At 66.7% G+C, this 24,834-nt stretch carries 24 protein-coding genes; 16 read left to right on the forward strand and 8 right to left on the reverse strand.

Annotation, left to right across the window (positions count from 1 at the left end; translation table 11 throughout):
• Positions 1–220: 220 nt before the first annotated feature.
• Together BLP96_RS12880 and BLP96_RS12885 are read left to right on the forward strand one after the other, a co-directional pair.
• Positions 221–601, forward strand: coding sequence for a fluoride efflux transporter FluC (locus BLP96_RS12880; protein ID WP_089686801.1), 381 nt, complete (start codon positions 221–223; stop codon positions 599–601).
• A complete protein-coding gene (locus BLP96_RS12885) occupies positions 598–987 on the forward strand; it encodes a fluoride efflux transporter FluC (protein WP_089686803.1) in 390 nt (129 codons plus the stop codon). Before BLP96_RS12880 ends, BLP96_RS12885 begins: the two co-directional genes overlap by 4 nt.
• A gap of 44 nt (positions 988–1,031) precedes the next feature.
• Here the strand turns inward: BLP96_RS12885 and BLP96_RS12890 are convergent, their stop codons facing one another.
• Positions 1,032–1,523, reverse strand: coding sequence for a methylglyoxal synthase (locus BLP96_RS12890; RefSeq protein WP_089686805.1), 492 nt, complete (start codon positions 1,521–1,523; stop codon positions 1,032–1,034).
• Positions 1,524–1,877: 354 nt separating this feature from the next.
• Here BLP96_RS12890 and gap point away from each other — a divergent pair, with 354 nt between their 5' ends.
• Positions 1,878–2,882: a type I glyceraldehyde-3-phosphate dehydrogenase gene (gene gap, locus BLP96_RS12895; RefSeq protein ID WP_089686807.1), complete on the forward strand. Its 1,005-nt coding sequence runs from the start codon at positions 1,878–1,880 to the stop codon at positions 2,880–2,882.
• Between the two features lie 112 nt (positions 2,883–2,994).
• Entirely contained in the window at positions 2,995–3,738 is a 744-nt protein-coding gene (locus BLP96_RS12900; RefSeq protein WP_089686809.1) for a sulfite exporter TauE/SafE family protein, read from the forward strand.
• A gap of 74 nt (positions 3,739–3,812) precedes the next feature.
• Here BLP96_RS12900 and BLP96_RS12905 read toward each other — a convergent pair whose 3' ends face one another.
• From BLP96_RS12905 to BLP96_RS12920, 4 genes are all read right to left on the reverse strand, one after another.
• Positions 3,813–5,099: an aspartate kinase gene (locus BLP96_RS12905; RefSeq protein WP_176761523.1), complete on the reverse strand. Its 1,287-nt coding sequence runs from the start codon at positions 5,097–5,099 to the stop codon at positions 3,813–3,815.
• 125 nt (positions 5,100–5,224) lie between these two features.
• Positions 5,225–6,391, reverse strand: coding sequence for a carboxynorspermidine decarboxylase (nspC, locus tag BLP96_RS12910; RefSeq protein WP_089686813.1), 1,167 nt, complete (start codon positions 6,389–6,391; stop codon positions 5,225–5,227).
• A 3-nt stretch (positions 6,392–6,394) separates the two neighbouring features.
• Positions 6,395–7,594 (reverse strand): saccharopine dehydrogenase family protein, encoded by a 1,200-nt coding sequence (locus tag BLP96_RS12915; protein ID WP_089686815.1) that lies wholly within the window; start codon positions 7,592–7,594, stop codon positions 6,395–6,397.
• Positions 7,595–7,776: 182 nt separating this feature from the next.
• A complete protein-coding gene (locus BLP96_RS12920) occupies positions 7,777–8,808 on the reverse strand; it encodes a LacI family DNA-binding transcriptional regulator (protein WP_089686817.1) in 1,032 nt (343 codons plus the stop codon).
• 118 nt (positions 8,809–8,926) lie between these two features.
• Between BLP96_RS12920 and ltnD the strand changes: the two genes are divergently transcribed.
• From ltnD to BLP96_RS12975, 11 genes are all read left to right on the forward strand, one after another.
• A complete protein-coding gene (gene ltnD, locus BLP96_RS12925) occupies positions 8,927–9,862 on the forward strand; it encodes an L-threonate dehydrogenase (protein WP_281182819.1) in 936 nt (311 codons plus the stop codon).
• The gene (otnK, locus tag BLP96_RS12930) at positions 9,859–11,166 is read left to right on the forward strand and encodes a 3-oxo-tetronate kinase (protein ID WP_089686819.1); all 1,308 of its coding nucleotides are present in this window, start codon (positions 9,859–9,861) and stop codon (positions 11,164–11,166) included. Before ltnD ends, otnK begins: the two co-directional genes overlap by 4 nt.
• Positions 11,163–11,810, forward strand: coding sequence for a 3-oxo-tetronate 4-phosphate decarboxylase (gene otnC / locus BLP96_RS12935; protein ID WP_089686821.1), 648 nt, complete (start codon positions 11,163–11,165; stop codon positions 11,808–11,810). The genes otnK and otnC overlap by 4 nt, the downstream gene beginning before the upstream one ends.
• Positions 11,811–11,858: 48 nt before the next feature.
• Positions 11,859–12,662, forward strand: coding sequence for a 2-oxo-tetronate isomerase (gene otnI, locus BLP96_RS12940; RefSeq protein WP_089686823.1), 804 nt, complete (start codon positions 11,859–11,861; stop codon positions 12,660–12,662).
• A 34-nt stretch (positions 12,663–12,696) separates the two neighbouring features.
• Positions 12,697–13,662: a D-erythronate dehydrogenase gene (denD, locus tag BLP96_RS12945; protein ID WP_089686825.1), complete on the forward strand. Its 966-nt coding sequence runs from the start codon at positions 12,697–12,699 to the stop codon at positions 13,660–13,662.
• Between the two features lie 163 nt (positions 13,663–13,825).
• A complete protein-coding gene (locus tag BLP96_RS12950) occupies positions 13,826–14,827 on the forward strand; it encodes a TRAP transporter substrate-binding protein (protein WP_089686827.1) in 1,002 nt (333 codons plus the stop codon).
• A gap of 58 nt (positions 14,828–14,885) precedes the next feature.
• Positions 14,886–15,488: a TRAP transporter small permease gene (locus BLP96_RS12955; protein WP_089686829.1), complete on the forward strand. Its 603-nt coding sequence runs from the start codon at positions 14,886–14,888 to the stop codon at positions 15,486–15,488.
• Positions 15,485–16,759: a TRAP transporter large permease gene (locus BLP96_RS12960; RefSeq protein ID WP_089686831.1), complete on the forward strand. Its 1,275-nt coding sequence runs from the start codon at positions 15,485–15,487 to the stop codon at positions 16,757–16,759. The genes BLP96_RS12955 and BLP96_RS12960 overlap by 4 nt, the downstream gene beginning before the upstream one ends.
• A gap of 26 nt (positions 16,760–16,785) precedes the next feature.
• Positions 16,786–18,246, forward strand: a complete 1,461-nt coding sequence (locus BLP96_RS12965) for an aldehyde dehydrogenase family protein (protein WP_089686832.1) — start codon at positions 16,786–16,788, stop codon at positions 18,244–18,246.
• 24 nt (positions 18,247–18,270) lie between these two features.
• The gene (locus BLP96_RS12970) at positions 18,271–19,347 is read left to right on the forward strand and encodes a tartrate dehydrogenase (protein WP_089686834.1); all 1,077 of its coding nucleotides are present in this window, start codon (positions 18,271–18,273) and stop codon (positions 19,345–19,347) included.
• Between the two features lie 29 nt (positions 19,348–19,376).
• Entirely contained in the window at positions 19,377–20,258 is an 882-nt protein-coding gene (locus BLP96_RS12975) for an NAD(P)-dependent oxidoreductase (protein ID WP_089686836.1), read from the forward strand.
• Positions 20,259–20,325: 67 nt separating this feature from the next.
• Here BLP96_RS12975 and BLP96_RS12980 read toward each other — a convergent pair whose 3' ends face one another.
• The 3 genes from BLP96_RS12980 to BLP96_RS12990 are packed head-to-tail and all read right to left on the reverse strand — an operon-like array spanning position 20,326 to position 23,775.
• Positions 20,326–21,669, reverse strand: coding sequence for a four-carbon acid sugar kinase family protein (locus BLP96_RS12980; protein WP_089686838.1), 1,344 nt, complete (start codon positions 21,667–21,669; stop codon positions 20,326–20,328).
• Complete coding sequence (locus BLP96_RS12985; RefSeq protein WP_089686840.1) at positions 21,666–22,934, reverse strand: ribulose-bisphosphate carboxylase large subunit family protein; 1,269 nt, start codon at positions 22,932–22,934, stop codon at positions 21,666–21,668. The genes BLP96_RS12980 and BLP96_RS12985 overlap by 4 nt, the downstream gene beginning before the upstream one ends.
• Positions 22,935–22,947: 13 nt before the next feature.
• A complete protein-coding gene (locus BLP96_RS12990) occupies positions 22,948–23,775 on the reverse strand; it encodes a phosphogluconate dehydrogenase C-terminal domain-containing protein (RefSeq protein WP_089686841.1) in 828 nt (275 codons plus the stop codon).
• Between the two features lie 216 nt (positions 23,776–23,991).
• Here BLP96_RS12990 and nanR point away from each other — a divergent pair, with 216 nt between their 5' ends.
• The gene (gene nanR, locus BLP96_RS12995; RefSeq protein ID WP_089686843.1) at positions 23,992–24,726 is read left to right on the forward strand and encodes a transcriptional regulator NanR; all 735 of its coding nucleotides are present in this window, start codon (positions 23,992–23,994) and stop codon (positions 24,724–24,726) included.
• The last annotated feature ends 108 nt before the right edge of the window (positions 24,727–24,834 follow it).

A 24,834-nucleotide genomic window follows, 5' to 3' on the forward strand; every position in this document is an offset into this window, starting at 1 on the left:
CGTCTCGTGGCGTGGGCGATGGTTATATTGACATTCTCATGATACGGGCTTTACGACCCGACCACGAGTGATGGCATGGCATTCCATTTCATGTACATGAATTGTACATCATGAGCTGTTCGTCTCATATCGGTCGGTGGCTCGTCCTGCCGCTGGCTCGTCTGGCGTGCGATACTCATCCGCCACTCGCTCGGCGAATCGTTCTTGGCAGGAGTTGGTGATGCAGGTGGATGGAGTGGAGATGCTGGCCGTGACGCTCGGCGGTGCCGTGGGCGGCATGGCTCGCCTGGCCGTGGTCGACGTCGTGGGGCGACGACTGAGTACGCGCTTTCCGTGGGGGACGCTGGCGGTCAATCTCAGCGGTGCCTGGCTGATGGGGATGCTGGCCGGTGGGGGCGGCCTGGTGGCGGGGCCGGCCTGGTCGCTGCTGGCCATCGGACTGCTGGGGGGCTATACCACCGTGTCCTCGTTCAGCCTGCAGACCCTGACGCTGTGGCAGCAGGGCAGGGAATCGCTGGCCGTCGGCTATGTGGCGGTTACCCTGCTGGCGGGCCTGGGCGCCCTGGCGATGGGCGCCTGGCTGGCGGGAGGTCTGGCGTGAGTGGCTGGAGAGCCCATGCCGCCGTCGGCCTGGGCAGCGCGTTGGGTTCGCTGCTGCGCTATCTGGTTTCGCTGGCGCTGGCGGGAATGGCCTTTCCCTGGGCCACCCTGGCAGTGAACGGCATCGGTTCCGGGCTGATCGCCGGCTTCGCTGCCTATGCTGCCAGCCGCTCTCACGGTCGAGTCGCACGTTCGCAGCCCTTCCTGGTCGCCGGCTTTTGCGGCGGCTTCACCACGTTCTCACTTTTCGGCCTGGAAACGCTGCAGCTGTGGCAGGTCGGTCGCTCCTGGCTGGCGTTGAGCTACGTGTCGATCAGCGTGGTGCTGTGGCTGACCGCTGCCTGGCTGGGATATCGGCTCGGGCAGCGCGCGGTGGCACGGTCCTGAGCGGCCCGGCTCGCAGGATGCGCTCGATGCACGTTGCCGGCAGGTCAGCTGGCGCCTCGATCGTCGGCACGCTCGGCGGCCCAGGCTCCAGCGTCGGGAATGGCCATTTCGTAGGGTTGGTCGAGCCAGGGTGAGCTGACCAGGAAGTCCGCACTAGCGGCGTTGCAAGCCACCGGCACGTTCCAGAGTGCGGCCAGGCGCAACAGTGCCTTGACGTCCGGGTCGTGGGGCTGAGGGGCGAAGGGATCCCAGAAAAAGATCAGCAGGTCGAGCTTCTGCTCGGTAATTAACGCCCCGATTTGCTGATCGCCGCCCAGGGGGCCGCTCATCAGCCCTTGCACGGGCAGGCCCAAGGCCTTCGATACTCGGCTCGCCGTGGTGCCGGTTCCGGTCAGTTCGTGCCGAGAGAGGGTCTCCTGCCAGCGCGCCGCCCACTCCAGCAGCTCTGCCTTCTTGCCGTCGTGGGCGATCAGGGCGATGCGCTTGCGTGCCGGCAGGGAACGCCGCACGCTGCGCTGCGGACGTGGATCGCTCATGGTTTCGTTCCTCTTCGAAGTCGACTGTCATCAGGCTATAAGGGTAGTTGCTGGGTGGTAACTTTACTACATTTACCGAACTGCCCACTTCAGCCGCCATGGCGCGGCAGAGATAGCCGTTTCCTACGCATTTTGCTCAGCGATCGTTGCTTCGGCTAGCTTGGAACGTCGAGACTTTGCTGCATATGTTGTAAAGTTACTAAAAAATCCTTGAGTCACCGATCGGATTGCGCCACATTGTGGTCCATGCCATGAGCCGCGGGTCACCAAGCCGGTTCCCAAGACGCGCGCCGGATCTCTGCCAGCAGGCTCTGCCAACATTCCTGTAAAGATGCCACTGGAGGAGCAGAGGACATGACGCTCAAGATCGCCATCAACGGCTTCGGACGCATCGGCCGCAACGTGTTGCGCGCCCTGTATGAGAATGGCTACCGCGATCGTGTTCAGGTCGTGGCCATCAACGACCTGGGCGACCCTTCTCTCAATGCGCACCTGCTGCGCCACGATACCGTGCACGGCCATTTTCCCTTCACGGTGGAGCATGACGAGGAGAGCCTCACCGTGGATGGCAGCCGCATCGCCATCCTTTCCGAGCGCGACCCTTCCGCACTGCCTTGGCAGTCGCTGGGCGTCGACCTGGTGATGGAGTGCACGGGGCTGTTCACCAAGCGCGAGGCCGCGGCCAAGCACATCGAGGCCGGCGCCGAACGCGTGCTCATCTCCGCACCCAGCCCGGATGCCGACGCCACCGTGGTCTACGGGGTCAACGAGGACGTGCTCACTGCCGAGCACACCGTCGTCTCCAACGCCTCCTGCACCACCAACTGCCTGGCGCCGGTGGCCAAGGCCCTCAACGACAGCGTGGGCATCGAGAATGGCCTGATGACCACGGTGCATGCCTACACCAACGACCAGAATCTCTCCGACGTCTACCACAAGGACCCCTACCGGGCGCGCAGTGCGACGCATTCGATGATTCCCACCAAGACCGGTGCCGCCGCCGCGGTGGGCCTGGTGCTCCCCGAGCTCGCGGGCAAGTTCGATGGCCTGGCGGTGCGCGTGCCGGTGATCAACGTCTCGCTGGTGGATCTGACCTTCACCGCCGGTCGCGAGACCACCAAGGAAGAGATCAACGAGATCGTCGCCAGGGCGGCGGAAAGCTCCCCGGTGCTGGCGGTCAACGCTCAGCCGCTGGTTTCCATCGACTTCAACCACGATGCCAATTCCTCTACCTTCGATGTCAACCACACCCGGGTGAACGGCCGCCTGGTGAAGATCATGGCCTGGTACGACAACGAGTGGGGCTTCTCCAACCGCATGCTCGACACCGCCCTGGCCATGCACGACGCCAGCCGCTGAGCTTGACCTCCGGGCCGATATGGCCTGAGATCGAACGCCGGGGCGGCTCTCCGCTCCGGCGTTCGTGTGTCTGTCGCGTTTGCCATACTCACCGCCGCGCAAGGAAGCCGCCATGCTGCCCGACTACTCCTGGCTGGCCTGGAGCCTGATCGTTGCCTCCACCTATCTGACCGGCGTCTCCAAGGGCGGTTTCGCCGGCGGCTTCGGCACCCTCTCGGTACCGTTGATGGCGCTGGCGATCGGGCCCATGGAAGCCGCCGGGCTGCTCTTGCCGCTGTTATTGGCCATGGACGCCTTCACCGTCAAGGCCTGGTGGGGCCACCAGGCCGGCGCCGAGGTATGGCGCTTGGTGCCGGGAATGGCCATTGGCGTGGTCATCGGTACCCTGCTGATCGGAAGCCTCGACGAGAACGGCGTACGCCTGCTGCTGGGCCTGGTCTCCCTGGCATTCGCCGCCTACATGGTGATGCGCCCGGTCGCTGCCCGCCCCATCTCCACGCGCTGGGCGTGGCCCGCCGGCCTGGGTTGCGGCTTCACCAGTTTTCTGGCCCATGCCGGTGCCCCGCCGCTCAATCTCTACCTGATTCCGCGTCGCCTTTCCAAGGAGGCTTTCATCGCCACCATGGCCATCTCCTTCGCGCTAGTGAATCTGATGAAGGTGGGGCCTTACCTGTGGCTCGGCGAGATCAACCTGACCAGCGCTTGGGCCTCACTGCTGCTGGTGCCGGTGGCCTGGGCCGGGGTGCACAGCGGCATCTGGCTGCAGCGTCGGGTCAGCGAGGTGCTGTTCTACCGCTTGGTGATCGTCGCCATGGCCATTGTCGGCGTGCAACTGGTGGTCAAGGCGCTGGGGTGAGGCCAAAACGCCCCGCATGTGCGGAGCGAAGAGGCGTCAGGCCGGAGAGAGTGGCGAGCTTTCGAGCGGGCCCCCTACGGCAGTCGCCAGCGTTCGGGGCACTCTTCGCTGGGGAAAAGCCGCTGGGCGATGGTGGAGGTTCGTTTCTCGGTGACGATCGTCATGCCGCTACCGAGCCCGTGCAGCAGGAGGTCGCTGGGGTGGCGTACGGTGAGCAGCGTCAACCCGGCCTGGCACTCGAGCCGGTACTCCTCCCTCAGGTCGCTCAGCAGCGCCTGACGTTTTGCCGGCTCATCGTCGATGGCCAGGCGCAGACGCATCGCCTCGCATTCGAGGAAGTTGGCGTGCAGCCCGTGATGGGCCAGGCAGGCGAGCACCCGGCCGAGACGAGCGTCGTCCATGAAGCTGAAGTCGTGTGGGGTGACATCGAGCAGCACTTGGTCGTCGCGCAGGATGCAGGCGGGCTGGCGGTCACCGTCGCCCGCCTCGGGACCGATGCGAGTCGGCACGGCATCGGGTTCCAGAAAGGAGCGCACGGTTAGCGGAATCGACTTGCGCTGCAGCGGTGCTAGGGTGCGCGGATGAATCACCTTGGCGCCGTGCCAGGCCTGTTCCACGGCCTCGCCATAGCTGAGCCGCGCGATCTGGCGGGCATTGTCGAAGCGCCGCGGGTCGGCGTTGAACAGCCCCGGCACGTCCTTCCAGATGGTCAGGCCTTCGACGTCGAGGCAGTGGGCGAGAATGGCAGCACTGAAGTCCGACCCCTCGCGCCCCAGAGTGGTGGTCACACCCTCGACCGTGGCACCGATGAAGCCCTGCGTCAGCAGCAGCCCCTCCTCTCGCCCAGCCAGCTCGACGAGCCGCCTGCAGGTCTCGGTCCAGTCGACTTCGGCGGCCTGATGGTGGTCGTCGGTGATGATCAGTTCGCGGGCGTCGCACCAGTGGGTGGCAATGCCGATCTCGTTGAGCCAGGCGGCCACCAGGGTGGTGGAGAGCAGCTCGCCGAAGCCCACTGTCCGGTCGTAATGAATGGGATAGTCGGCGTTGCAGTGGCGGTGGTCGGCATCCAGGTCGTCGAGCAGCCGTTCCAGGGCGGCGGCAGTGGTGGAGTCCGCGCCGAAGAGTGCCTCCGCCGTCCTCAGGTGGGCCTGGCGGATCGCCTCGAGCCGCTCGCGGTAGGCATGCGTATCGTCGGAACGGGCCGCGTCGAGTAGCGCTTCCAGGGCGTTGGTGGTCTTGCCCATGGCCGAGACGACCAGGGCACGGGGGCGCAGGTCATGTCGGGTCAGCAGTTCACCCAGGCGGCGAATGGCGTCGGCATCCTGGATCGAGGCGCCGCCGAACTTGTAGACCTCGGGCATCATGGGCTTCCTGTACAGTGGGTTTTCACCACCATAGAGGTTGCATGCGCGGCGGTGAAGTTGGTCGCAAGTCCGTGGCGGAAAGGAACGAAGCCCCGTGAGGGGCTTCGTTCGCGGCGGTCGGCTCAGCTCAGCCGCTGCATGTAATCCACGTAGCCGAAGGTCTTGACCGTGCGCACCGTGCGGCTCGCCTCGTCGATACGGCAGATCGACGGCAGGCGGATGCCGTTGAAGGTGGTGTTCTTGACCATGGTGTAGTGGGCCATGTCGGTGAACACCAGGCGGTCGCCGACCGACAGCGGCGCATCGAAGCTGTACTCGCCGACGATGTCGCCGGCTAGGCAGGTTTGGCCGCCCAGGCGATAGGTGTGAGCCTTCTCGTTCGGTTTGCCGGCACCGACGATCTCGGGGCGGTAGGGCATCTCCAGCACGTCGGGCATGTGTGCGGTGGCGGAGGTGTCGAGGATGGCGATGGGGCCGTCGTTGTCGACGATGTCCAGCACCGAGCAGACCAGGTAGCCGGTATTGAGTGCGATCGCTTCACCGGGTTCCAGGTAGACGGTGAGATGCGGATGTCGCGCCTTGAAGTCGCGGACCACTCGCACCAGCCGCTCGATGTCGTAGTCGGACCGGGTGATATGGTGGCCACCGCCCAGGTTCATCCATTTCATGCCGGCGAGGTAGCGGCCGAACTTCGCCTCGAAGGTCGCTAGGGTCTCTTCCAGGGCGTCGCTGTCCTGCTCGCACAGGGTGTGGAAGTGCAGCCCCTCGAGGCCTTCCAAGTCCTCGGGTGCCAGGTCCGCGGCCCGGGTGCCGAGCCGCGAGCCCGGCGCGCAGGGGTCGTAGAGCGGCACCGCCCCGGTGGAGTGCTCCGGGTTGACCCGCAGGCCGCAGGAGACCCGGCGGGGCGCCGCTGCGATCGTCTCGCGGAAGCGCCGCCACTGGCTCGGCGAATTGAAGCTGAGGTGGTCGGCGTAGCGCAGCACCACGGCCATCTCGGCCTCGGTGAAGGCCGGCGAGTAGACGTGCACTTCGCCGCCGAAGGTCTCGGCGCCGAGGCGCGCCTCGTCCTGGCCGCTGGCCGTGGTGCCCACCAGGTATTCGCGGATCAGGGGGAAGCAGTCCCACATGGCGAAGCCCTTGAGCGCCAGCAGGATGCGTGCGCCGCTGCGCTCCTGGACCTGCCCGAGCAGCTCCAGGTTCTTGCGCAGCAGGGCGTCGTCCACCACATAGGCCGGGGAGGGGCAGGCCTGGACGTCGAAGTCCAGGCCCTGCTCGCGTGCGTTCGCCATGGATCAGGCCAGCGGGTCGTGGTCGGGGTCGAGTTCGACCACCTGCCAGGGCAGGCCCATCTCGCCGATGCGCGCCATGAAGGGGTCGGGGTCGAGCTGCTCGACGTTGAACACGCCCTCGCCCTTCCAGATGCCCTCGAGCATCAGCATGGCGCCGGTCACCGCCGGCACGCCGGTGGTGTAGGAGATGGCCTGGGACTTGACCTCCTCATAGCACGCCTGGTGGTCGCAAATGTTATAGATGTGCACCTTGCGACGTTTGCCGTCCTTGATGCCGTCGGCGATCACGCCGATGTTGGTCTTGCCCTTGGTGCGCGGACCCAGCGAGGCCGGATCGGGCAGCACTGCCTTGAGAAACTCCAGCGGGGCGATCTGCTGGCCCTGGAACTCGATCGGCTCGATGCGGGTCATGCCGACGTTTTCCAGCACCTTGAGATGGGTGATGTACTTGTCGGAGAAGGTCATCCAGAAGCGGATGCGCTCCAGGCCCTTGATGTTCTGGCTGAGCGATTCGAGCTCCTCGTGGTAGAGCAGGTAGAGGTCCTTCTCGCCGATGCCGTCGAAGTCGAAGGTGCGCTTCTCGGCCAGCGGCGCGGTCTCCTTCCACTCGCCCTTCTCCCAGTAGCGGCCGTTCGCGGTGATCTCGCGAATGTTGATCTCGGGGTTGAAGTTGGTGGCGAAGGGATAGCCGTGGTCGCCACCGTTGGCATCCAGGATGTCGATTCGGTGGATCTCGTCGAACAGGTTCTTCTGAGCATAGGCGCAGTAGATGTTGGTCATGCCCGGATCGAAGCCGCAACCCAGGGTGGCCATGTTGCCCGCCTTGGCGTAGCGCTCCTGGAAGGCCCACTGCTCCTTGTATTCGAACTTGGCCTCGTCGGGGTGCTCGTAATTGGCCGTGTCCAGATAGGGCACGCCGGTACGCAGGCACGCCTCCATGATGGTCAGATCCTGATAGGGCAGGGCCACGTGGATCAGCACGTCGGGCTTGAACGACTCGATCAGGGCGACCAGCGCCTCGACGTCGTCGGCATCCACCCGAGCGGTCTGGATGGGGCGATCGAGTTGGGCGGCGATGGCCTGGCACTTCGCCTCGTTGCGGCTGGCCAGCATGATCTCGCCGAAGACGTCTGGGTGCTGGGCGCACTTGTGGGTGACGACACCGCCGACGCCGCCGGCGCCGATAATCAGGACTTTGCTCATGGGTACGAATCCAGATCGGGAAAAGGGGAAGTGTCTTGGCCTCGCCCGGGGCCCGTCGTCTCGGTGGACCGGCGAGAGGGCGCAGATGATGGCTCCCCCTGAGGCTGGCCGCAAGGGGTTTTTGCGTCAAGGCTAATGCGAAAGTCGAAGCAAGGCGTAGTCCGCCCGAATGCCTCGTCACCTCAGGTGCTTTCGCCCTCCAGGAGGTGAAAGCCCACGTCGTGGCGGCGCCGGTTCACGCGGCTTCCCGCCAGGCGCTTGATCACCTCTCCGGCTGCGATGCGTCCGATGGTCTCTCGCGGTGACTGGATGGTGGTCAGCCGCGGAGTGACGTGCTGCCCCAGCGACAAGCCGTTGAACCCGGCGATGGCGATGTCCCCGGGGACTCGCAGGCCGAGGCGCTGAGCATGGAGCAGCGCTCCCGTGGCTAGGTCGTCATTGGCGAAGTGGATGGCCTCGGTGTCGGGGTGATCGTTGCGGACCTGGTCCAGGCCCTGGGCGCCCGCTTCCAGACTGCCCAGTCGCTCGAGCTCGATGAGGGAGGGCTCCAGGCCGGCAGTCTCGAGTACCTTGCAGTGCCCTTCGTAGCGCATGCGGGCGCGATAGTCGTCGGCCATGCGTGCCCCGACGTAGACGACATGGCGGTAGCCGCGTTCCAGCAGGTGGCTCGCCATGCGACCTCCGGCCGCGTGATGGTCCAGACCCACGTTCAGGTCCACGGCCTCGCCCAGCTCCATCACTTCCATCACCGGGCGGTCGCAGCCGGCGAGCAGTTCGCGGCATGCCGGGGTGTGCCGCAGTCCTGCGGTCACCAGCGCCGAGCAGGACCAGCCCAGGAAGGTTCTCACCAACTGGTGCTCGCGCTCGACGTCGTAGTCGGTGTTGCCCAGCAGGATCTGATAGCCGGCCGATTCGAAGGTGGACTGCAGGCCCTTGATCACCTCGATGAACACGGCGTTGGCCAGTGACGGGACGATGACGGCGATGAATTTCGACCGTGCCGAGGCGAGGCTGCCGGCGACCAGGTTGGGGACGTAGCCGAGGTGGTCCATGGCATCGAGGACACGCTGGCGTGTGGCATCGTTGACCCGTTCGGGAGTGTTCAGCGCCCGTGAGGCGGTGATGGGCGAGACGCCGGCCAGCTCGGCGACTTCGGCGAGCGTCGGCTGGTCGGAACCGCGCCTCTGGCGTGCCCGGCCGTTCGATTTAGACATTGGTCGTACCCTCCATCACAACGCTTGCCGTGCCTTCCGTCATCTTCTACAACGATGATAGCGCTATCATGGTAGCGCTACCAGTTATCGTCGACCATTCGCTACAGGAGAGCATCCGGTGAGCCATTCGATCGAGAGTCCATGCATCGGAGTGATCGGCCTCGGCGCCATGGGCCAAGGCACGGCATTGGCTCTCCTCGAGCGAGGGCTGAATGTCACCGGCTGCGACATCGCCGCCCATGCACGCCAGGCGTTCGAGGTAGAGGGAGGCCGCAGCGTTGCCATGCCCTCGGAGCTCGCAGCGTGCGATGTCGTGGTGGTGCTGGTGGTCAACGCCGAGCAGGTGGAGGCCGTGCTGTTCGGCGAACGGGGCGTGGCGGCGCAGCTGGCGCCGGGAAGCCTGGTCATCCAGTGTGCCACCGTGGCGCCTTCCTATGCTCGAGAGCTCGGGGCGCGCCTCGAGAGCATGGAGCTCGCCATGCTCGATGCCCCGGTGAGCGGAGGAGCGGCCAAGGCGCGCAACGGTGAGCTCTCGGTGATGGCTTCCGGCACGCCGACGGCCTTCGACCTGGCAGCACCGGTGCTCGATGCCATGGCCGCCACCGTTCATCGGCTGGGCGAGGCCGCCGGCGTCGGCTCCAGCATGAAACTGGTCAATCAACTGCTGGCCGGCGTGCACATCGCTACCGCCGCCGAGGCCATGGCGCTGGGCATTCGTCTGGGACTAGACCCGCACAGCGTCTATGAGGTGATCACCCACTCGGCGGGCAACTCCTGGATGTTCGAGAATCGGGTGCCGCACATCCTGAACGGAGACTATGCCCCGCTCTCGGCCGTGGACATCTTCGTCAAGGACCTGAATCTGGTGCACGAGACCGGCCGCGAGCTGGCCATGTCCACTCCGGTGGCGGCCAGCGCCCTGCAGCAGTTCACCGCGGCCAAGGGGGCCGGCTTCGGTCGCCAGGACGACTCGGCGGTGATCAAGGTCTATCAACGGCTGTCGGGCATCGAGCTGCCCGAGGCCGCCAACGATGCGGGAGGTCCGAAGGCATGACTCTCGTGCTGGGCGCCATTGCCGACGACTTCACCGGTGCCACCGACCTCGCCAACAACCTGGTGCGTTCCGGCATGCGCTGCGTGCAGACCATTGGCGTACCCGAGGCTGCTCTCGACCTGGCCGACGTGGATGCCGTGGTGGTGGCGCTGAAGTCGCGCTCCACCCCGGCCGAGCAGGCAGTGGCGGATTCGCTGGCAGCGCTCGATTGGCTGCAGGCCCGCGGCGCCAGGCAGTTTTTTTTCAAGTATTGCTCCACCTTCGATTCCACTGACGCCGGCAATATCGGCCCGGTGGCCGATGCCTTGCTGGAGCGGCTGGGCGGCACCCAGACGGCGATGGTGCCGGCGTTTCCGGCCAACGGCCGCACCGTCTACCAGGGGCATCTCTTCGTCGGCGACCGCCTGCTCAACGACAGTGGCATGCAGCACCATCCCCTCAACCCGATGCACGATGCCGATCTGGTACGCGTGCTGGGCCGCCAGACGCCGCATCCGGTGGGCCTGGCGGCGCGTTCGACGCTGGCGCAAGGCGGCGATGCGGTCCGCCGGCGCCTGGAAGCGCTCGCCGCCGAAGGCATTCGCCATGTGATCTGCGACACCCTGGACGATACCGACCTTGAGGTGCTGGCCGAGGCCTTGGCCGACTATCCCTTGGTCACCGGTGGCTCGGGGCTAGGCCAGGCGTTGCCCGGGCAGTACCGCCGACGCGGCTGGCTGGCCGAGATGGACGAGCCGGGAAGCCTGGCACCGGCTTCCGGCGGTGCCCTGGTGCTCTCGGGCAGTTGCTCGTGGGCCACTCTGGGGCAGGTGGCGCATTTTCTCCAGCGCCATCCCGGGGTTGCCCTCGATCCCCTGGCACTCGCCGAGGGCGAGAAGCACGTCCGGGCGGTCCTGGCCTTCGCTCGCGAGCATCTCGCCGCGGGTGACCCGGTACTGGTTCATGCCTCCGCCGACCCCGAACGGGTCAAGGCCGCCCAGGCGGTGCTGGGGGTCGAACGTGCCGGTGCGCTGGTCGAACAGGCCCTGGGGGAACTGGCTCAGTGCCTGGTCGCCGAGGGCGTCGGGCGCCTGGTGGTCGCCGGCGGCGAGACCTCGGGTGCGGTGGTCTCGGCGCTGGGTATTCGCCAGCTTCGCATCGGCGATCAGATCGACCCCGGCGTGCCCTGGACTCAGGCTCCGCTGAGCCACCGCGAGGGGCCGCTGTCTCTGGCGCTCAAGTCGGGCAACTTCGGCGGTGAGGATTTCTTCTCGCGCGCATTCACGGTTCTGGACGAGCTGACCGGAGAGGAGGGCGCGGCATGAGAGGCCACGACGAGACCCGCTTGCGCGAACGGATCGCCACGTTGGGCCAGTCGCTGTTCGACAGGGGACTCACCATGGGCTCCAGCGGCAACATCAGCGTACGCCTGGAGGATGGTGGCTGGCTGATGACGCCCACCAACGCCTGCCTCGGGCGTCTCGATCCGTCGCGCATTGCACGTCTCGACCGCGACGGGCGCTGGCAGGGCGGCGACAAGCCCACCAAGGAGCACTTCCTGCACATGGCGATGTATGCCGAGCGGCCCCGGTCCGAGGCCATCGTGCACCTGCATTCGACCCATTCGGTGGCGGTCTCCTGCTTGCCCGACATCGACCCCTGCGACTGCATTCCGCCGCTCACCGCCTACTACGTGATGCGGGTCGGCAGGCTGCCGCTGGTGCCTTATCACCTGCCGGGCGATCCGGCGCTGGGGGATGCCGTGCGTGGGCTGGCAGGACGACACAGCGCAGTGCTGCTCGCCAACCACGGCCCGGTGGTGGCCGGCAAGAGCCTGGAGGCGGCGGTGTATGCCACCGAGGAGCTGGAGGAGACCGCCAAACTGTACCTGCTGCTGCACGGTCGCAACCCGCGAGCACTGACCCCCGAACAGGTGGCCGAACTGGAAGCCCGCTTCCCCCGCGACTAGGCCGTTCCCGAAAACTGACAGTGTCCGCCCATACAGTAGGAACCGACGATGATCCGACTGGCCGCCAACCTCAGCATGCTGTTCACCGAGCATGATTTCCTCGAGCGCTTCGCTGCGGCCGCCGAGGCCGGTTTTCGCGGCGTGGAGTATCTCTTTCCCTACGCCCATGCCCCGGAGGCACTGCGCACCGCGCTGAAGGAAAGCGGCCTCGAGCAGGTGCTGTTCAACCTGCCGCCTGGTGACTGGGAGAGCGGCGAGCGTGGGCTGGCCAGCCTGCCGGGGCGCGAAGCGGAGTTTCGCGATTCCGTGGTAGAGGCGCTGCGCTATGCCGATGTCCTGGGCTGCCCGCGGGTCCATGCCATGGCAGGGTTGCTGCCGCTGGCTGCCGATGACGAAACGCGGGCCGTGCATCACGCCACCTACGTAGCGAACCTGCGCTTCGCCGCCCGTGAAGCGGCGAAGTGCGGCCGCGAGTTGCTGGTCGAGCCGATCAACACCCGTGACATGCCGGGCTTCTTCCTCTCGCGCCAGGCACAAGCGATGGCGGTGCTGGAGGAGGTAGGCGAACCCAACCTGCGTCTGCAGTTCGACCTCTACCACTGCCAGGTGATGGAGGGCGATCTGATCCGGCATCTGGAGCGGCAGTTTTCGGCCATCGGCCACGTGCAGATCGCCGGCGTGCCGGAGCGTCACGAGCCGGATGTCGGCGAAGTACATTATCCAGCGCTGTTCGCACGGCTCGAAACGCTCGGCTATGACGGCTGGATCGGTTGCGAATACCGCCCGTTCGGGGCGACTCGTGCCGGTCTCGGCTGGGGACGGGATCACGGGCTGCGGCCCTCTCAGCAGTAACCGCCACAAGGACAACCACAGGAAGCACGACACCATGCATATCGCCATCACCGGCGCGGCCGGATTTCTCGGCCAGCGCTTGATCCACCGCCTCCTCAAGCGCGGCGAGCTGCGGGGCGAGCCGATCCGCCGGCTGACCCTGATCGACCAGAGCGAGGCCGCCACCCCCGAGGCGGCTGGCGTCGAGGTCGTCGCCCAGGCCCGCGACATCACCGCCCCCGGGGCCTTCGACGCCCTGCTCGATGCGCGGCCCGACGTCATCTATCACCTGGCCGCGGTGGTGAGTTCCGCCGCCGAGGCGGATCTCGATCTGGGCTTGGCCGTCAACTTCGACGCCACCCGTGCCCTGCTAGAGGGCTGCCGTGCCCGTGGCCTGGCCGCCACGCGCCTGGTGATGGCGAGCTCAGTAGCGGCCTATGGCGGCGAGTTGCCCGAGATCCTCGATGACATGACCGCCCTGCAGCCGCAGAACTCCTATGGCACCCAGAAGGCGATGTGCGAACTGCTGATCAACGATTATAGCCGTCGCGGTCTGGTGGACGGCCTGGTGCTGCGCCTGCCGACCATCGTGATCCGCCCTGGGCGGCCCAATGCGGCCGCGTCGAGCTTCGCCTCGAGCATTCTGCGCGAACCCCTCAACGGCGAAGAGGCCGTCTGCCCAGTGCCCACCGAACTCGAACTGTTCGTGATGTCGCCCGAGACGGTGGTCGCGGCGCTGTTGCATGGCGCCGAGGTCGACGGTGAGGCCATCGGTGCGTTCCGCGCTTTCATGTTGCCGGGCATCACCGTCAGCGTCGCCGAGATGATCGCGACGCTGCGCGAGGTCGCCGGCCCGACGGCCGTGGAGCGTATCCGTCACGATCCGGACCCGCGCATCCAGGCCATCGTCGGTAGCTGGCCGACCCGTTTCCACACCCGGCGCGCCGAGGCGCTGGGATTTCCGCGCGATACGGATTTCCGCGAGATCGTCGAGGCGTTCCGGGTGGCTTCGACGAGCTAGATTCTGGCGATGACGCCCCTGACAGCGCCATGTATTGGCACTTTGCGACCATGGTCGTATTTGACAGAGTCAGGTGATTATCATGTCATTATACCAGTTTGCAGTACCCCGACGGCTGCCGCCGTCGGTTTTCACCCAGCCGCAAACCCAAGGGGATACAACAATGACCAAGCGCTTTGCTCACAACGCCCTGCATGCCGCCATTGCCGGCGTCTCGACCCTGGCCCTGGCCGCCACCAGCCTGGGAGCCCTGGCGGCTCAGTCGATTACCGTGGGACATACCACATCGGATAGTTCGCACTACTCGGAAGGCATCGATGCCTTCGCGGCCAAGCTCGACGAGCTCAGTGGCGGCGAATTCACCGTGGAGGAGCACCCTTCCGGCGCCCTGGGCGGTGAACGCGCCATGATCGAGGGGTTGCAGATCGGCACCATCGACGTCGTCGTCACCTCGACCGGCCCGCTGGGCAACTTCGTCCCGGAAACCTATGTGCTCGACCTGCCGTTCCTGTTCGAGGACTACGACCAGGCTCGCTGCGTGCTGGATGGTGAGATCGGCCAGGAGCTGCTCGACCGGATGGGCAACCACGATCTGGTGGGGCTGGCCTGGACCGAGAATGGCTTTCGCCACCTGACCAACAGCCAGCGCGACGTGCAGACGCCGGAGGACGCCGAGGGACTGAAGATCCGTACCATGGAGAACGAGATGCACATGGCGGCCTTCCGCGAGATGGACGTGCATCCCACGCCGATGGCCTTCCCCGAGCTCTTCACCGCGCTTCAACAGGGCACCGTGGACGGCCAGGAGAACCCCATTTCGGTGATCCTCACCGGCAACCTGTGGGAGGTGCAGGACCGCCTCTCGCTGACCGGCCACGTCTATTCGCCGGCCATCATGCTGGCTTCTCCGATCATGTGGGATGGCCTGAGCGATGAGGAGAAGGGCTGGTTCACCGAGGCCGCCCGTGCCGGGGCCGAGGCGACTCGCTCCATGGTTTCGCGGCTCGAGACCGAGGGCGTCGAGGAGCTCAAGGAGAAGGGCATGACGGTGGTCGAGGACATCGACAAGTCCCAGTTCCAGGAGGCCGTGGAGCCCTCCTACGAGGTCTTCACCGACGAGTACGGCAGCGAGATGCTGGATCGTATCCGCAACAGCAGCTGCTGATCGGCCCGTTCGCCGGCCCCGGTGCGTCTGCCGGGGCCGGCCCAGCTAGGTGAACGCCATGGTGGAACTCCTCCTGCGTATCGAGCGCCAGCTATCCCGGGTGGCCCTGGCCGGGGCCGTGCTGATGCTCGTCGTCTCGGTGACCACGGGCTTCTACCAGGTGCTGACGCGCTTCGTCTTCGATGCGCCTTCGACCTGGTCCGAGGTGGTAGCTCGCTCGTCGATGATCTGGTGCGTCTTTCTCGCCGCCGCAGCGTGTTTCCGGGGTGGCCACATGATGTCCGTCGAGGTCATCTACAAGCTGATTCCCGCCCGGCGATTGATCCTGCTCGAGGCGGCGATCGCTCTGGGCTGCCTCATTGCCCTGGCCGTTCTGGTCTACTTCGGCACTGCCATGACCTTCCGGGTGCGCAACCAGATGCTCTCGGGGCTGGGGATCTCGATCTCCTGGGTCTATGCGGCGATTCCCATCGGGGCCGGTTTTTCGCTGTTGTCCGTGGTGGCGCGATTGCTGGCACAGGCGACAGGGCGCGAAGCCGTCGGGCTGGCCGACGTCGAGGCCGAGGCCCCGCCTCGCGAGGCGATGCCACCGGTTACTGACGCCGCCACGCTACCGAATGGCGACGATCCCGCTCAACCGACTCGGAGGTCCGGCCAGTGAATCTCGCTATCGGTCTGTCGCTGATCATCTTCTTCGCTCTCGGCGTGCCCATCGCCGTTTCCATCCTGCTGGCCTCGATCATCGGCATCGAGTTCTTCTCGCGCTTTCCGCTGCTGATGGTGCCTCAGCAGATGTTCGTGGGGATCGACAACTTCCCGCTGATGGCGATCCCCTTTTTCATTCTGGCCGGCAACCTGATGGCTGCCGGCGGTATCTCGCAGCGCCTGGTGGACCTGGCCAAGTCGATCGTCGGCGGGTTGCAGGGGGGGTTGGCGATGACCTGCGTGCTGACCTGCATGCTGTTCGCCGCGGTGTCGGGGTCCAGCGTGGCGACTACCTTCGCCATCGGCTCGATTCTGATACCGGCCATGGTCAAGCACGACTATCCCAAGCCGCTGGCGGCTTCCATTCAGGCGTCATCGTCCGAACTGGGCGTGCTGATTCCCCCCTCGATACCGCTGATCCTCTATGGGGTCAGCACCGATACCTCCATCGGCCGGCTGTTCATCGCCGGTATCGGCCCGGGGCTGCTGATCGGCAGCGCACTGCTGATCTTCCTCTACCTGTTCTGCAAGGTCCGCGGTTACGGCCTGCGCGACAGCGACGAGAGTGTCGCCTTTCCCACAGCCTTCCGACGTGCCTGGGCGGCGCTGTTGATGCCGGTGGTGGTCATCGGCGGCATCTATGGCGGTGTCTTCACGCCTACCGAGGCGTCGGCGGTGGCGGTGGTCTACGCGCTGATCGTCGGCGGCCTGGTGTATCGCGAGCTGTCCTGGTCCGAACTGTGGCCGATCCTGCGTCAGAGCGTCATGGCCACCGCCACGGTGATGCTGATCATCTCGGCGGCGGCGCTGTTCAGCTTCCTGATCAGCCGCTCCGGGCTGCCGTCTCAGGTGGCCGACTGGGTGAGCCTGGCGTTCGAGAGCCCGATCGCCTTCCTGCTGGCGGTCAACGTCATGCTGCTGATCATCGGCATGTTCGTCGAGACCTCGGCAGCGATCCTGGTGCTGGCACCGATCTTCACTCCGATCGCCGTGCAGTACGGCATCGACCCGGTGCATTTCGGGCTGATCGTCGTGGTCAACCTGGCGCTGGGCATGTTCACCCCGCCGCTCGGCGTCAATCTGTTCGCCGCTTGTGCGGTGGCCAAGCTTTCCATCGATCAACTGATCCCCTGGCTGCTGCGCTTCGTGCTGGTGGTGCTGGCCTGCCTGATGGCGATCACCTACATGCCGTGGATCTCGCTGGGGCTGGTCGACCTTCTCTACTGACAATGACGAGCATAGGAGTCCTACACATGGCAGCACTCCCTACCCTGCCCCGCAGCCAGGCACTGATCGGCGGCGATTGGGTGACGACCCAGGCGGTCATCGATGTCGAAGCGCCAGCGCGCGGCGAGGCGATCGCCCACATCGCACGCAGCCAGGCATCCGATGTCGATGAGGCGGTCACTGCGGCCAGCCGGGCCTTTGCCGGCGAGCTGGGGGGCTGGGCCGGCTGGAATGCGCGCCGGCGCAGCGAGTGGCTGCTGGCCTTCGCCGCCGCCATCGAGGCCGACCACGAGCGACTCGCCGCCCTGGAGTGCGCGGATACCGGCAAGCCCATGACCCAGGCGCGCGGCGACATCACCGCCTGTGCCCGCTACTTCCGCTTCTACGGCGGGGCCGCCGACAAGCTGCATGGCGAGACGATCCCCTTCGAGAGCGATTTCGCGGTGCTGACTCTGCGCGAGCCCTATGGCGTCTGCGCCCAGATCATTCCCTGGAACTATCCCGCCCAGATCTTCGGGCGCTGCGTGGCGGCGGCGCTCGCGGCCGGCAATACCGTCGTGCTCAAGCCCGCCGAGGACGCCTGCCTGAGCGTGCTGCGTCTCGCCGAGCTGGCCTTGGAACAGGGGTTGCCGCCCGGTGTGCTCAACGTGGTGCCGGGCCTGGGCGGCGAAGCGGGGGCCGCGCTGGCGGCGCATCCTGCCATCGATCACCTCTCCTTCACCGGTTCGCCGGAGACCGGCACTCGAGTGGCCCAGGCCGCGGCGGAGCACCACGTGCCCGTGACCATGGAGCTGGGCGGCAAGTCGCCTCAGCTTCTCTTCGCCGATGCGGACCTGGAGGCGGCGCTGCCCTTCGTGGTGCGCGGCATCATCCAGAACGCCGGCCAGACCTGCTCCGCGGGGAGTCGCCTGCTGGTGCAGCGCGACATTGCCGATGACGTGCTGGGACGACTGGCCGAACGGTTCGAGACCCTGCGCTGCGACGCCGGCGAGGCGGACGCCGACTGCGGCCCACTGATCAACGCCCGTCAGAAGGCCAAGCTGGAGGCTCGCCTGGAGGCGGCTCGCGACGATGGCATTCGTACCCTGGCCCGCGGTCGTCTGGCGGAGGGGGCGCCCGCGGGAGGGCATTTCGTGGTGCCTCAGGTCTTGAGCGACATCCCCGAAGGCCACGAGGTGCTGCGCGAAGAGCTGTTCGGGCCGGTGCTGGCCGTGCAGGTCTTCTCGGACGAGGCCGAGGCCTTGGCCCAGGCCAACGGCACCGACTTCGGCCTTTGTGCGGGCATCTGGACCCGCGACGGCGGTCGCCAGCTGCGCCTGGCCAAGGGCGTGCGCAGCGGCCAGGTGTTCGTCAACAACTACGGAGCGGCGGGTGGCATCGAGCTGCCGTTCGGTGGCGTCGGCCGCTCCGGTCACGGTCGCGAGAAGGGCTTCGAGGGGCTGAAGAGCTATACGCGGCTCAAGACGGTGGCGATTCGCCACGGCTGACCCACCCCAACCGGGAGACATGAGATGACTCACAAGATCGCGGTACTGGCAGGGGATGGCATCGGCCTGGAGGTCGTCCCCCAGGGCCTGAAGGTGCTGGAGGCGGCGGCACGCCGCTTCGACCTGCCGCTGGAGTTCGAGCACTTCGACTTCGCCAGCTGCGCCTACTACATGGAACACGGCGACATGCTGCCGGACGACTGGTACGCGACCCTGACGCGATTCGACGCCATCTTCTTCGGTGCCGTTGGCTGGCCCGACAGCGTGCCGGACAACGTTTCGGCCTGGGGTTCGCTGCTCAAGTTTCGGCGTGCCTTCGACCAGTACGTCAACCTGCGGCCGTGCCGGCTGATGCCGGGCATCGAGAGCCCGCTGAAGGGGCGTGAACCCGGCGATATCGACTTCCTGGTGGTGCGCGAGAACACCGAGGGCGAGTACTCCCAGCTCGGCGGGCGTGCCTTCGAAGGCACCGACCGCGAGGTGGTGCTGCAGGAGACGCTGATGACCCGCACCGGCGTCGACCGGGTGCTGGACTACGCCTTCGAGCTGGCTCGCTCGCGGCCCAGGAAGAAGCTCACCTCGGCGACCAAGTCCAACGGTCTGTTCATCTCGATGCCCTACTGGAACGAGCGGGTGGCGGCGATGCGGGAGACGTACCCCGACGTCGAGGTCGACCAGTATCACATCGACATCCTCACCGCTCACTTCGTGCTGCATCCCGATTGGTTCGACGTGGTGGTGGCCAGCAACCTGTTCGGCGACATCCTCTCCGACCTGGGGCCGGCCTGTACCGGTACCATCGGCATCGCCCCCTCGGGCAACATCAACCCGACTCGTGAGTATCCGAGCCTGTTCGAGCCGGTTCACGGCAGCGCACCGGACATTGCCGGGAAAGGCATCGCCAATCCCATCGGCCAGATCTGGTGCGGTGCCATGATGCTCGAGCACCTCGGCGAGGCCGAGGCCGGCGCGGCGATCGTCGGCGCCATCGAGACGGTGCTCGGGCAGGGCGATCCGGCGGTGCTGACCCCCGACCTCAAGGGCAACGGGACCACCGAGACCCTGGGGCGCGCCATCGCCGCGGCCCTTGAGGCCGCTTGAACAACGAATCCATCGACGGGAGAGCTCCCATGAGCAAACAGTATCGGGTCGGCATGGTCGGCGTAGGGCTGATGGGCCACGGCATCGCCGCTAGCCTGTTGCGCGCCGGTCACCGGCTGAGTTTTCTCGACCACCCCGGCAACCAGCCGGTCGACGACCTGCTGGCGGCCGGCGCCGAGCGCCGCGCGAGTGGCCGGGAGGTCGCCGCCGATGCCGAGGTGGTGATCCTCTGCGTCACTGGCACGCCCCAGGTGGAGAGCGTGCTGTTCGATGCTGGCGGCGTCCTCGAGGGGCTACCGACCGGTGCGGTGGTCGTCGACTGCTCGACGGCGATTCCGAGCTCCACCGAGGCGATCGCGGAGCGCATCGCCGAGGCCGGCGGCCGGTTCATGGACGCCGCCATGACCCGGACCCCCAAGGAGGCCGCCGAGGGGCGCCTCAACCTGATCGTCGGCGCCTCCGACGAACTATTCCGCGAGCTGCGGCCGCTGCTCGAGAGCTTTTCCGAGCACATCACCCACGGCGGGCCGGTGGGCTCGGGCCACAAGCTCAAGCTATTGCACAACTTTGTGTCGCTGGGCTTCACCGCGGTGCTCGCCGAAGCTGCCGCGGCCTCGCGACGCGCCGGCATCGACGATGCCGTCTTCCTCGAGGTGCTCGGCAACGGCGGTGGCGGTGGGGTGGTGCTCGAGCGCCTGCGCCCCTTCATTGCCGCCGAGGACCCTTCGGGCTTTCGCTTCAGCCTCGCCAACTCGCTCAAGGATGTCGGTTACTACCATGCCATGGCCGAGGACCTGGGTGCGTCGCGCGGCGTCGCCGAGGCCATCGATGCCCTGTATCGCGAGATCAACGCGCGCGGCCATGGCGAGCGCCTGACGCCCGAGTTGGTGACCCTGCTCGGCGAGACTTGAGCTACGCGGGCTACGGGCTACGGGCTACGCGGGCTGCGGATGCCGGTGTGGCCGGCATTCGGCATGGTCAGTCGAGCTGGGCGTCGCGGATCCGCCCGAAGTAGGCGTCGTCGCCGACCTGCCCCCCCTTGAAGGCGATCTGCAGGCCGTCGAAGGCGGGGTCGTTGCTGTGCGCGGTGCACAGCGGCGAACCCGGCGTCTGCGGCAGTGGCAGGCAGGTGGTCAGTGCCTGGATGCCGAGTTCCTGGATGGCGTGGCTCGAGGTGTCGCCACCGGCGACCACCACCCGGGACAGGCGCTCGGCGCTGACCAGGTCGCGCAGCAGGCTGCCCAGACGGCGGCCGATGGCATGCGCGCCATCGCCGTCGGGCAGGGTCGCCAGTCCGGCGTCGGGGCCCAGTGCGGTGTAGAGCACCACGCTGCGTCCCGTCGCGAGCGCCGCCAGGGCCTGTTCGCGGGCTGCGGCGAGCTCGGCGTCGGCCTGGGGATCGTCTGCCAGTCGCGCCGCATTCACTCGGATGCCATGAAAGCCGTTGTCCTGCGCCCAGCGTATCTGGCGGGCGGTGGTGTCGGAGCAGCTTCCCGAGACCACGGCGATGCGCTCTACCGGGCCGGGGTTGGCGAACGTGGCGCTGGGTGACGTGTCGACCAGCCCCTGGCGGCGCCACTCGGCGAGCAAGGCATATTCGACCCCCGATGAGCCGACCACGAAGCCGCCGTTCGGCGGCCGGGTGCGCCACAGCTGGCGCCCCACCGCTGCCTGGCTGGCGGGGTCCAGCACGTCGTAGAGCAGCGCGGCGTGGGCGCGCGCGGCATCGACCCGGGCATCGACGCCGCCGCCGGCCAGGGTCGCCAGGTCGATCAGGCCGATATCGAGTTCGGTCTGCTCGCTCAGGTGGCGGCGCAGGTCCGCTTCGAGCATCGGCGTGACAGGGTGGCGCGACATGATTGGGTGGCGGTCGATGCGGTACACCTCGCCTTGGGCGGCAGCGAAGAGGTGGCCGAAGGCGGTGTAGCGGCGCAGCTGGGGCGCGCCGACCACGATCGGCACGCTGTCTTGGCCATGCAGGCGACGGCCGATCTCCAGGGCGCGGCCGATGCTGCCGATCTCGGGGGCGCTGTCGAAGGTCGAGCAGGTCTTGTAGTGGCACAGCGCTGCGCCGCGCTCGCGTAGCCAGGCCAGCGCCGGGGCCAGGTGGCGCTCCATCCAGGCCGGCGTCTCGCTGCGGCTGGTACCGGCCAGCCCGATGGCCCGGCAGCGGCGAAAGCGCGCCAACTGGTCGTCATCGGGAATGGCGGTGAACAGCACGGTGTCGACGCCCTGACCGGCAAGGGCTTCCATGACGTCGGTGGAGCCGGTCAAGTCGTCGCCGTAGTAGGCGATCAGCGGGGCGGTGTCGATCGGTGTCATCGGCGGAAGGTCTCCAGGGCGCGAGCGAGCTCGCGATGCTCGCGGGCATAGTCGTCGACGTCGATGCCCGCCACGGCGGCCTCCCAGGCCTGGCGGAGGCTCTTCACCCCGGCACCGATGCCGTCAGGATGGGCCATGATGCCGCCCCCGGCGCAGAAGATCAGATCGGTACTGGCGATGGCAGCGTAGGTGTCGGTGGCCTGCTCGGCAGTCTGGCCGGAGGAGAACACCGGCATCACCTCGCAGCCCGGGGTGGGCGGATCGAACATTGGCGTCAGGCAGGCACGGGCGCTGGCGATCACGCTGGCGTCCTCCTCGCTGAACTTGTTGCGCAGGCCGTTGACGTGAATGTGGTCGACCCCGGCCAGGCGCCACAGCTTCTGGTAGGCCACGAAGCTCATGCCGAGGTGCGGCGAGCGGCTGAACAGCCCCCAGCCGGCGCGGTGGCCGTGCAGCGCCACCCGGCAGTGTCGGCGTAGCTGGGTCACCCCGGCGAGACCGACGGCATTCAGGGCGACCATCACGCAGCTGCCGCCGGCGGCGGCTACGTAATCGTGGTGCTCGCGCATCTCGTCGGCCTCGCCGGTGATGTTGAAGGCGTACATCACCTGGCGTCCGGTGCGCTCGGCATGCTCGCGGATCACCGGCATCACCGCGTCGACCCGTGCCTCGAGCGAATTGTGCGGGCCGTTGGCCTGCAGCTCGTCGTCCTTGATGAAGTCGATGCCGCCCGCCACCAGCTCGCGGACCACCCCGGCGGTCGCTTCAGGCGACAACCCCACGCTGGGTTTGATGATGGTACCGATCAGCGGCCGCTCGGGGATGCCGGTCAGCTCGCGGGTACCGGCCACGCCGAACTGCGGACCCGGGTAGGCTTCGGCGAAAGGGGGCGGCAGCGTCAGGTCGAGCAGCTTCAGTGCCGAGAACTCCTTGAGTTCGAAGAGATTGCCGGCCACGGTGGCGACGAGCGTGGGCAGCGACGGCCCCAGGTTGGCGAGCGGCCAGGAAAGCGTGACCCGGGCCCGCCGGTAGACCGGCGGGCCGACCCCGGTCGGTGGCGCCGGAATCGGTAGCGACGGCGAGTCGAGGCTTTCCAGCGGTTCGATGCGCTCGACTCGTGCGCCGTGCGCCTCACGCAGCGCGTCGGTCTCGCTGGCCAGGCGGGTGAAGGTGCCGCAGGACTGCTCCCCGGCCATCACCTCGACGGCGCGCTCCAGCGGGTAGGGGGTCTCGATCAGGTAGCTGGCGAGGATGCGATCACTCATGAGTCGACCTCGTTCAGGTGATGCGACGGATGCTGTCGGCGATCTCGTCGGGCTCGAACACGCGCTTCCAGTCGTCGCGCATCAACATCGGCTTGCCGTTCTCGATGGCCTTGTTGCAGGCATCGGAGAAGGCGCCGGGCTGCACGTCGAAGGTCACTGCGCCGAGGATGTTCATGTGGCCGAGCAGGAAGTCGCGGGCACACTCCTCGGGAACGCCGCGATTCACCACCTCGTCCATGGCTTCGCGCATCACGGCCAGCAAAGTGGCGCAAACCGTCTCGGAGAGACCCGGTTCGAGCAGCGCCATCTGCTCGACGCTGACCCGATGGGAGCGGCCCACTGGGGCATAGATGGTCCGCGCGACAGCCTCGCCCAGGGCGTAGCTCTCCTCGGGACCCTGCATCAGTGCGCTGACGATGTGCTGGGTGGCCTTGTAGCCGCCGAAGTAGTCGCGCTTGGCCTCGAGCTCGGTCTCGTCATTGAAGATCGACGGGTGGCAGGGGTGGCTGACGAAGTACACCAGGTCCTCGCGCTCGGGCAGGTGTCCGGCGAAGGGGGCGGCGGCGTCCAGGGTGACCAGCATGGTACCGCTCTCCATCAGCGGCGAGAGCTGGTGGGAGATCTTGCCGATCAGGGTGTCGGGAACGGCGAGGATGACCACCTCGGCCCCGGGAACCGCGTGCTCGACATCGACGCAATCGATGCCCAGTTCTTCCGCGAGGCGGCTGCGGCCGGCCTCGCTGACTTCGACGTGGCGGACCTCGAAGTCCGAGGGTTTGAGATTGCGGGACAGGCGGAAGCCCATCTTGCCGCCGGCGCCGATCAGCGCGATGGTGGTCATGTCGTTTCCTCTCTATCGTCGGGCGGTGTGCGTTGTGGTGATTCTGCGAAGGCACATCGTCGCTTCTGAAAGCAGCATGATGGCCAGCCAACTGGTATAATGACATGATAATCACCTGACTCTGTCAAATACGACCATGGTCGCAGCAGCGCTACCTGGCGGCGTCCTCAACGCGTAAGCTGCGCTCCTGCTGCCACTGATGAAGGCCAACGAACGATGAGTGACCCCCTGAAGATCAGCCGTCGCAAACTGTCCGATGAAGTGTTCGACCGGCTCTATGCCATGCTCCTCAATGGCGACTTCATGCCCGGTGACCACCTGCCTTCGGAGAGAGCGCTCATGGAGATGTTCGGCGTGGGCCGCCCGGCCATTCGCGAGGCGATGCAGTCGCTGGAGCGTCTGAGCCTGGTGACCATCCAGCATGGCCAGAGACCGCGGGTGACGGCACCGACCGCCGAAGGGCTGATATCGCAGATCGAGCTGACGGCGATGCACATGCTGTCGAGCTCTCCGCAGTCGCTGGAGCATCTCAAGGAAGCGCGTGCCTTCTTCGAATTGGGGATGGTGGCGCGAGCGGCGCGGTCGGCCGTCGAGACGGACGTTGCCCACCTGGAGGAACTCGTGGCGCGTCAGCGCAGCGAGCTGAATCGCGACGCCGGGGCTTTCATCAAGGCGGACATGGACTTCCATCGGGCCATTGCCCGGATCACCGGCAATCCCATTTTCATCGCGGTCAGCCATGCCATGCTCGACTGGCTGGCCCACTTTCACTCATCGATGCTGCACTGGAAGGGCAATGAGGAGATCACCCTGGAGGAGCACGAGCGGATCATCGAGGCGATTCGCCGACATGACGAAGTGCTGGCAGTGAGCGAGATGCGCTCTCACCTGGATCGGGCGCGATCGCTTTATGTCTCCGCGCATAAAGGCACGGACGACCGGCGAGCATAGCCAATAGCGACAGTGGTACTGGCGATGAACGCGCTGCCGAGAGTGAAGGGGTGTGAGGAGCATGCCGCCTTTGGATAACTGAAATCCGTCGGTATCGTGTGTCACTGG

The sequence above is a fragment of the Billgrantia gudaonensis genome, from assembly GCF_900100195.1.
In the GTDB taxonomy this organism is placed as follows: domain Bacteria; phylum Pseudomonadota; class Gammaproteobacteria; order Pseudomonadales; family Halomonadaceae; genus Halomonas; species Halomonas gudaonensis.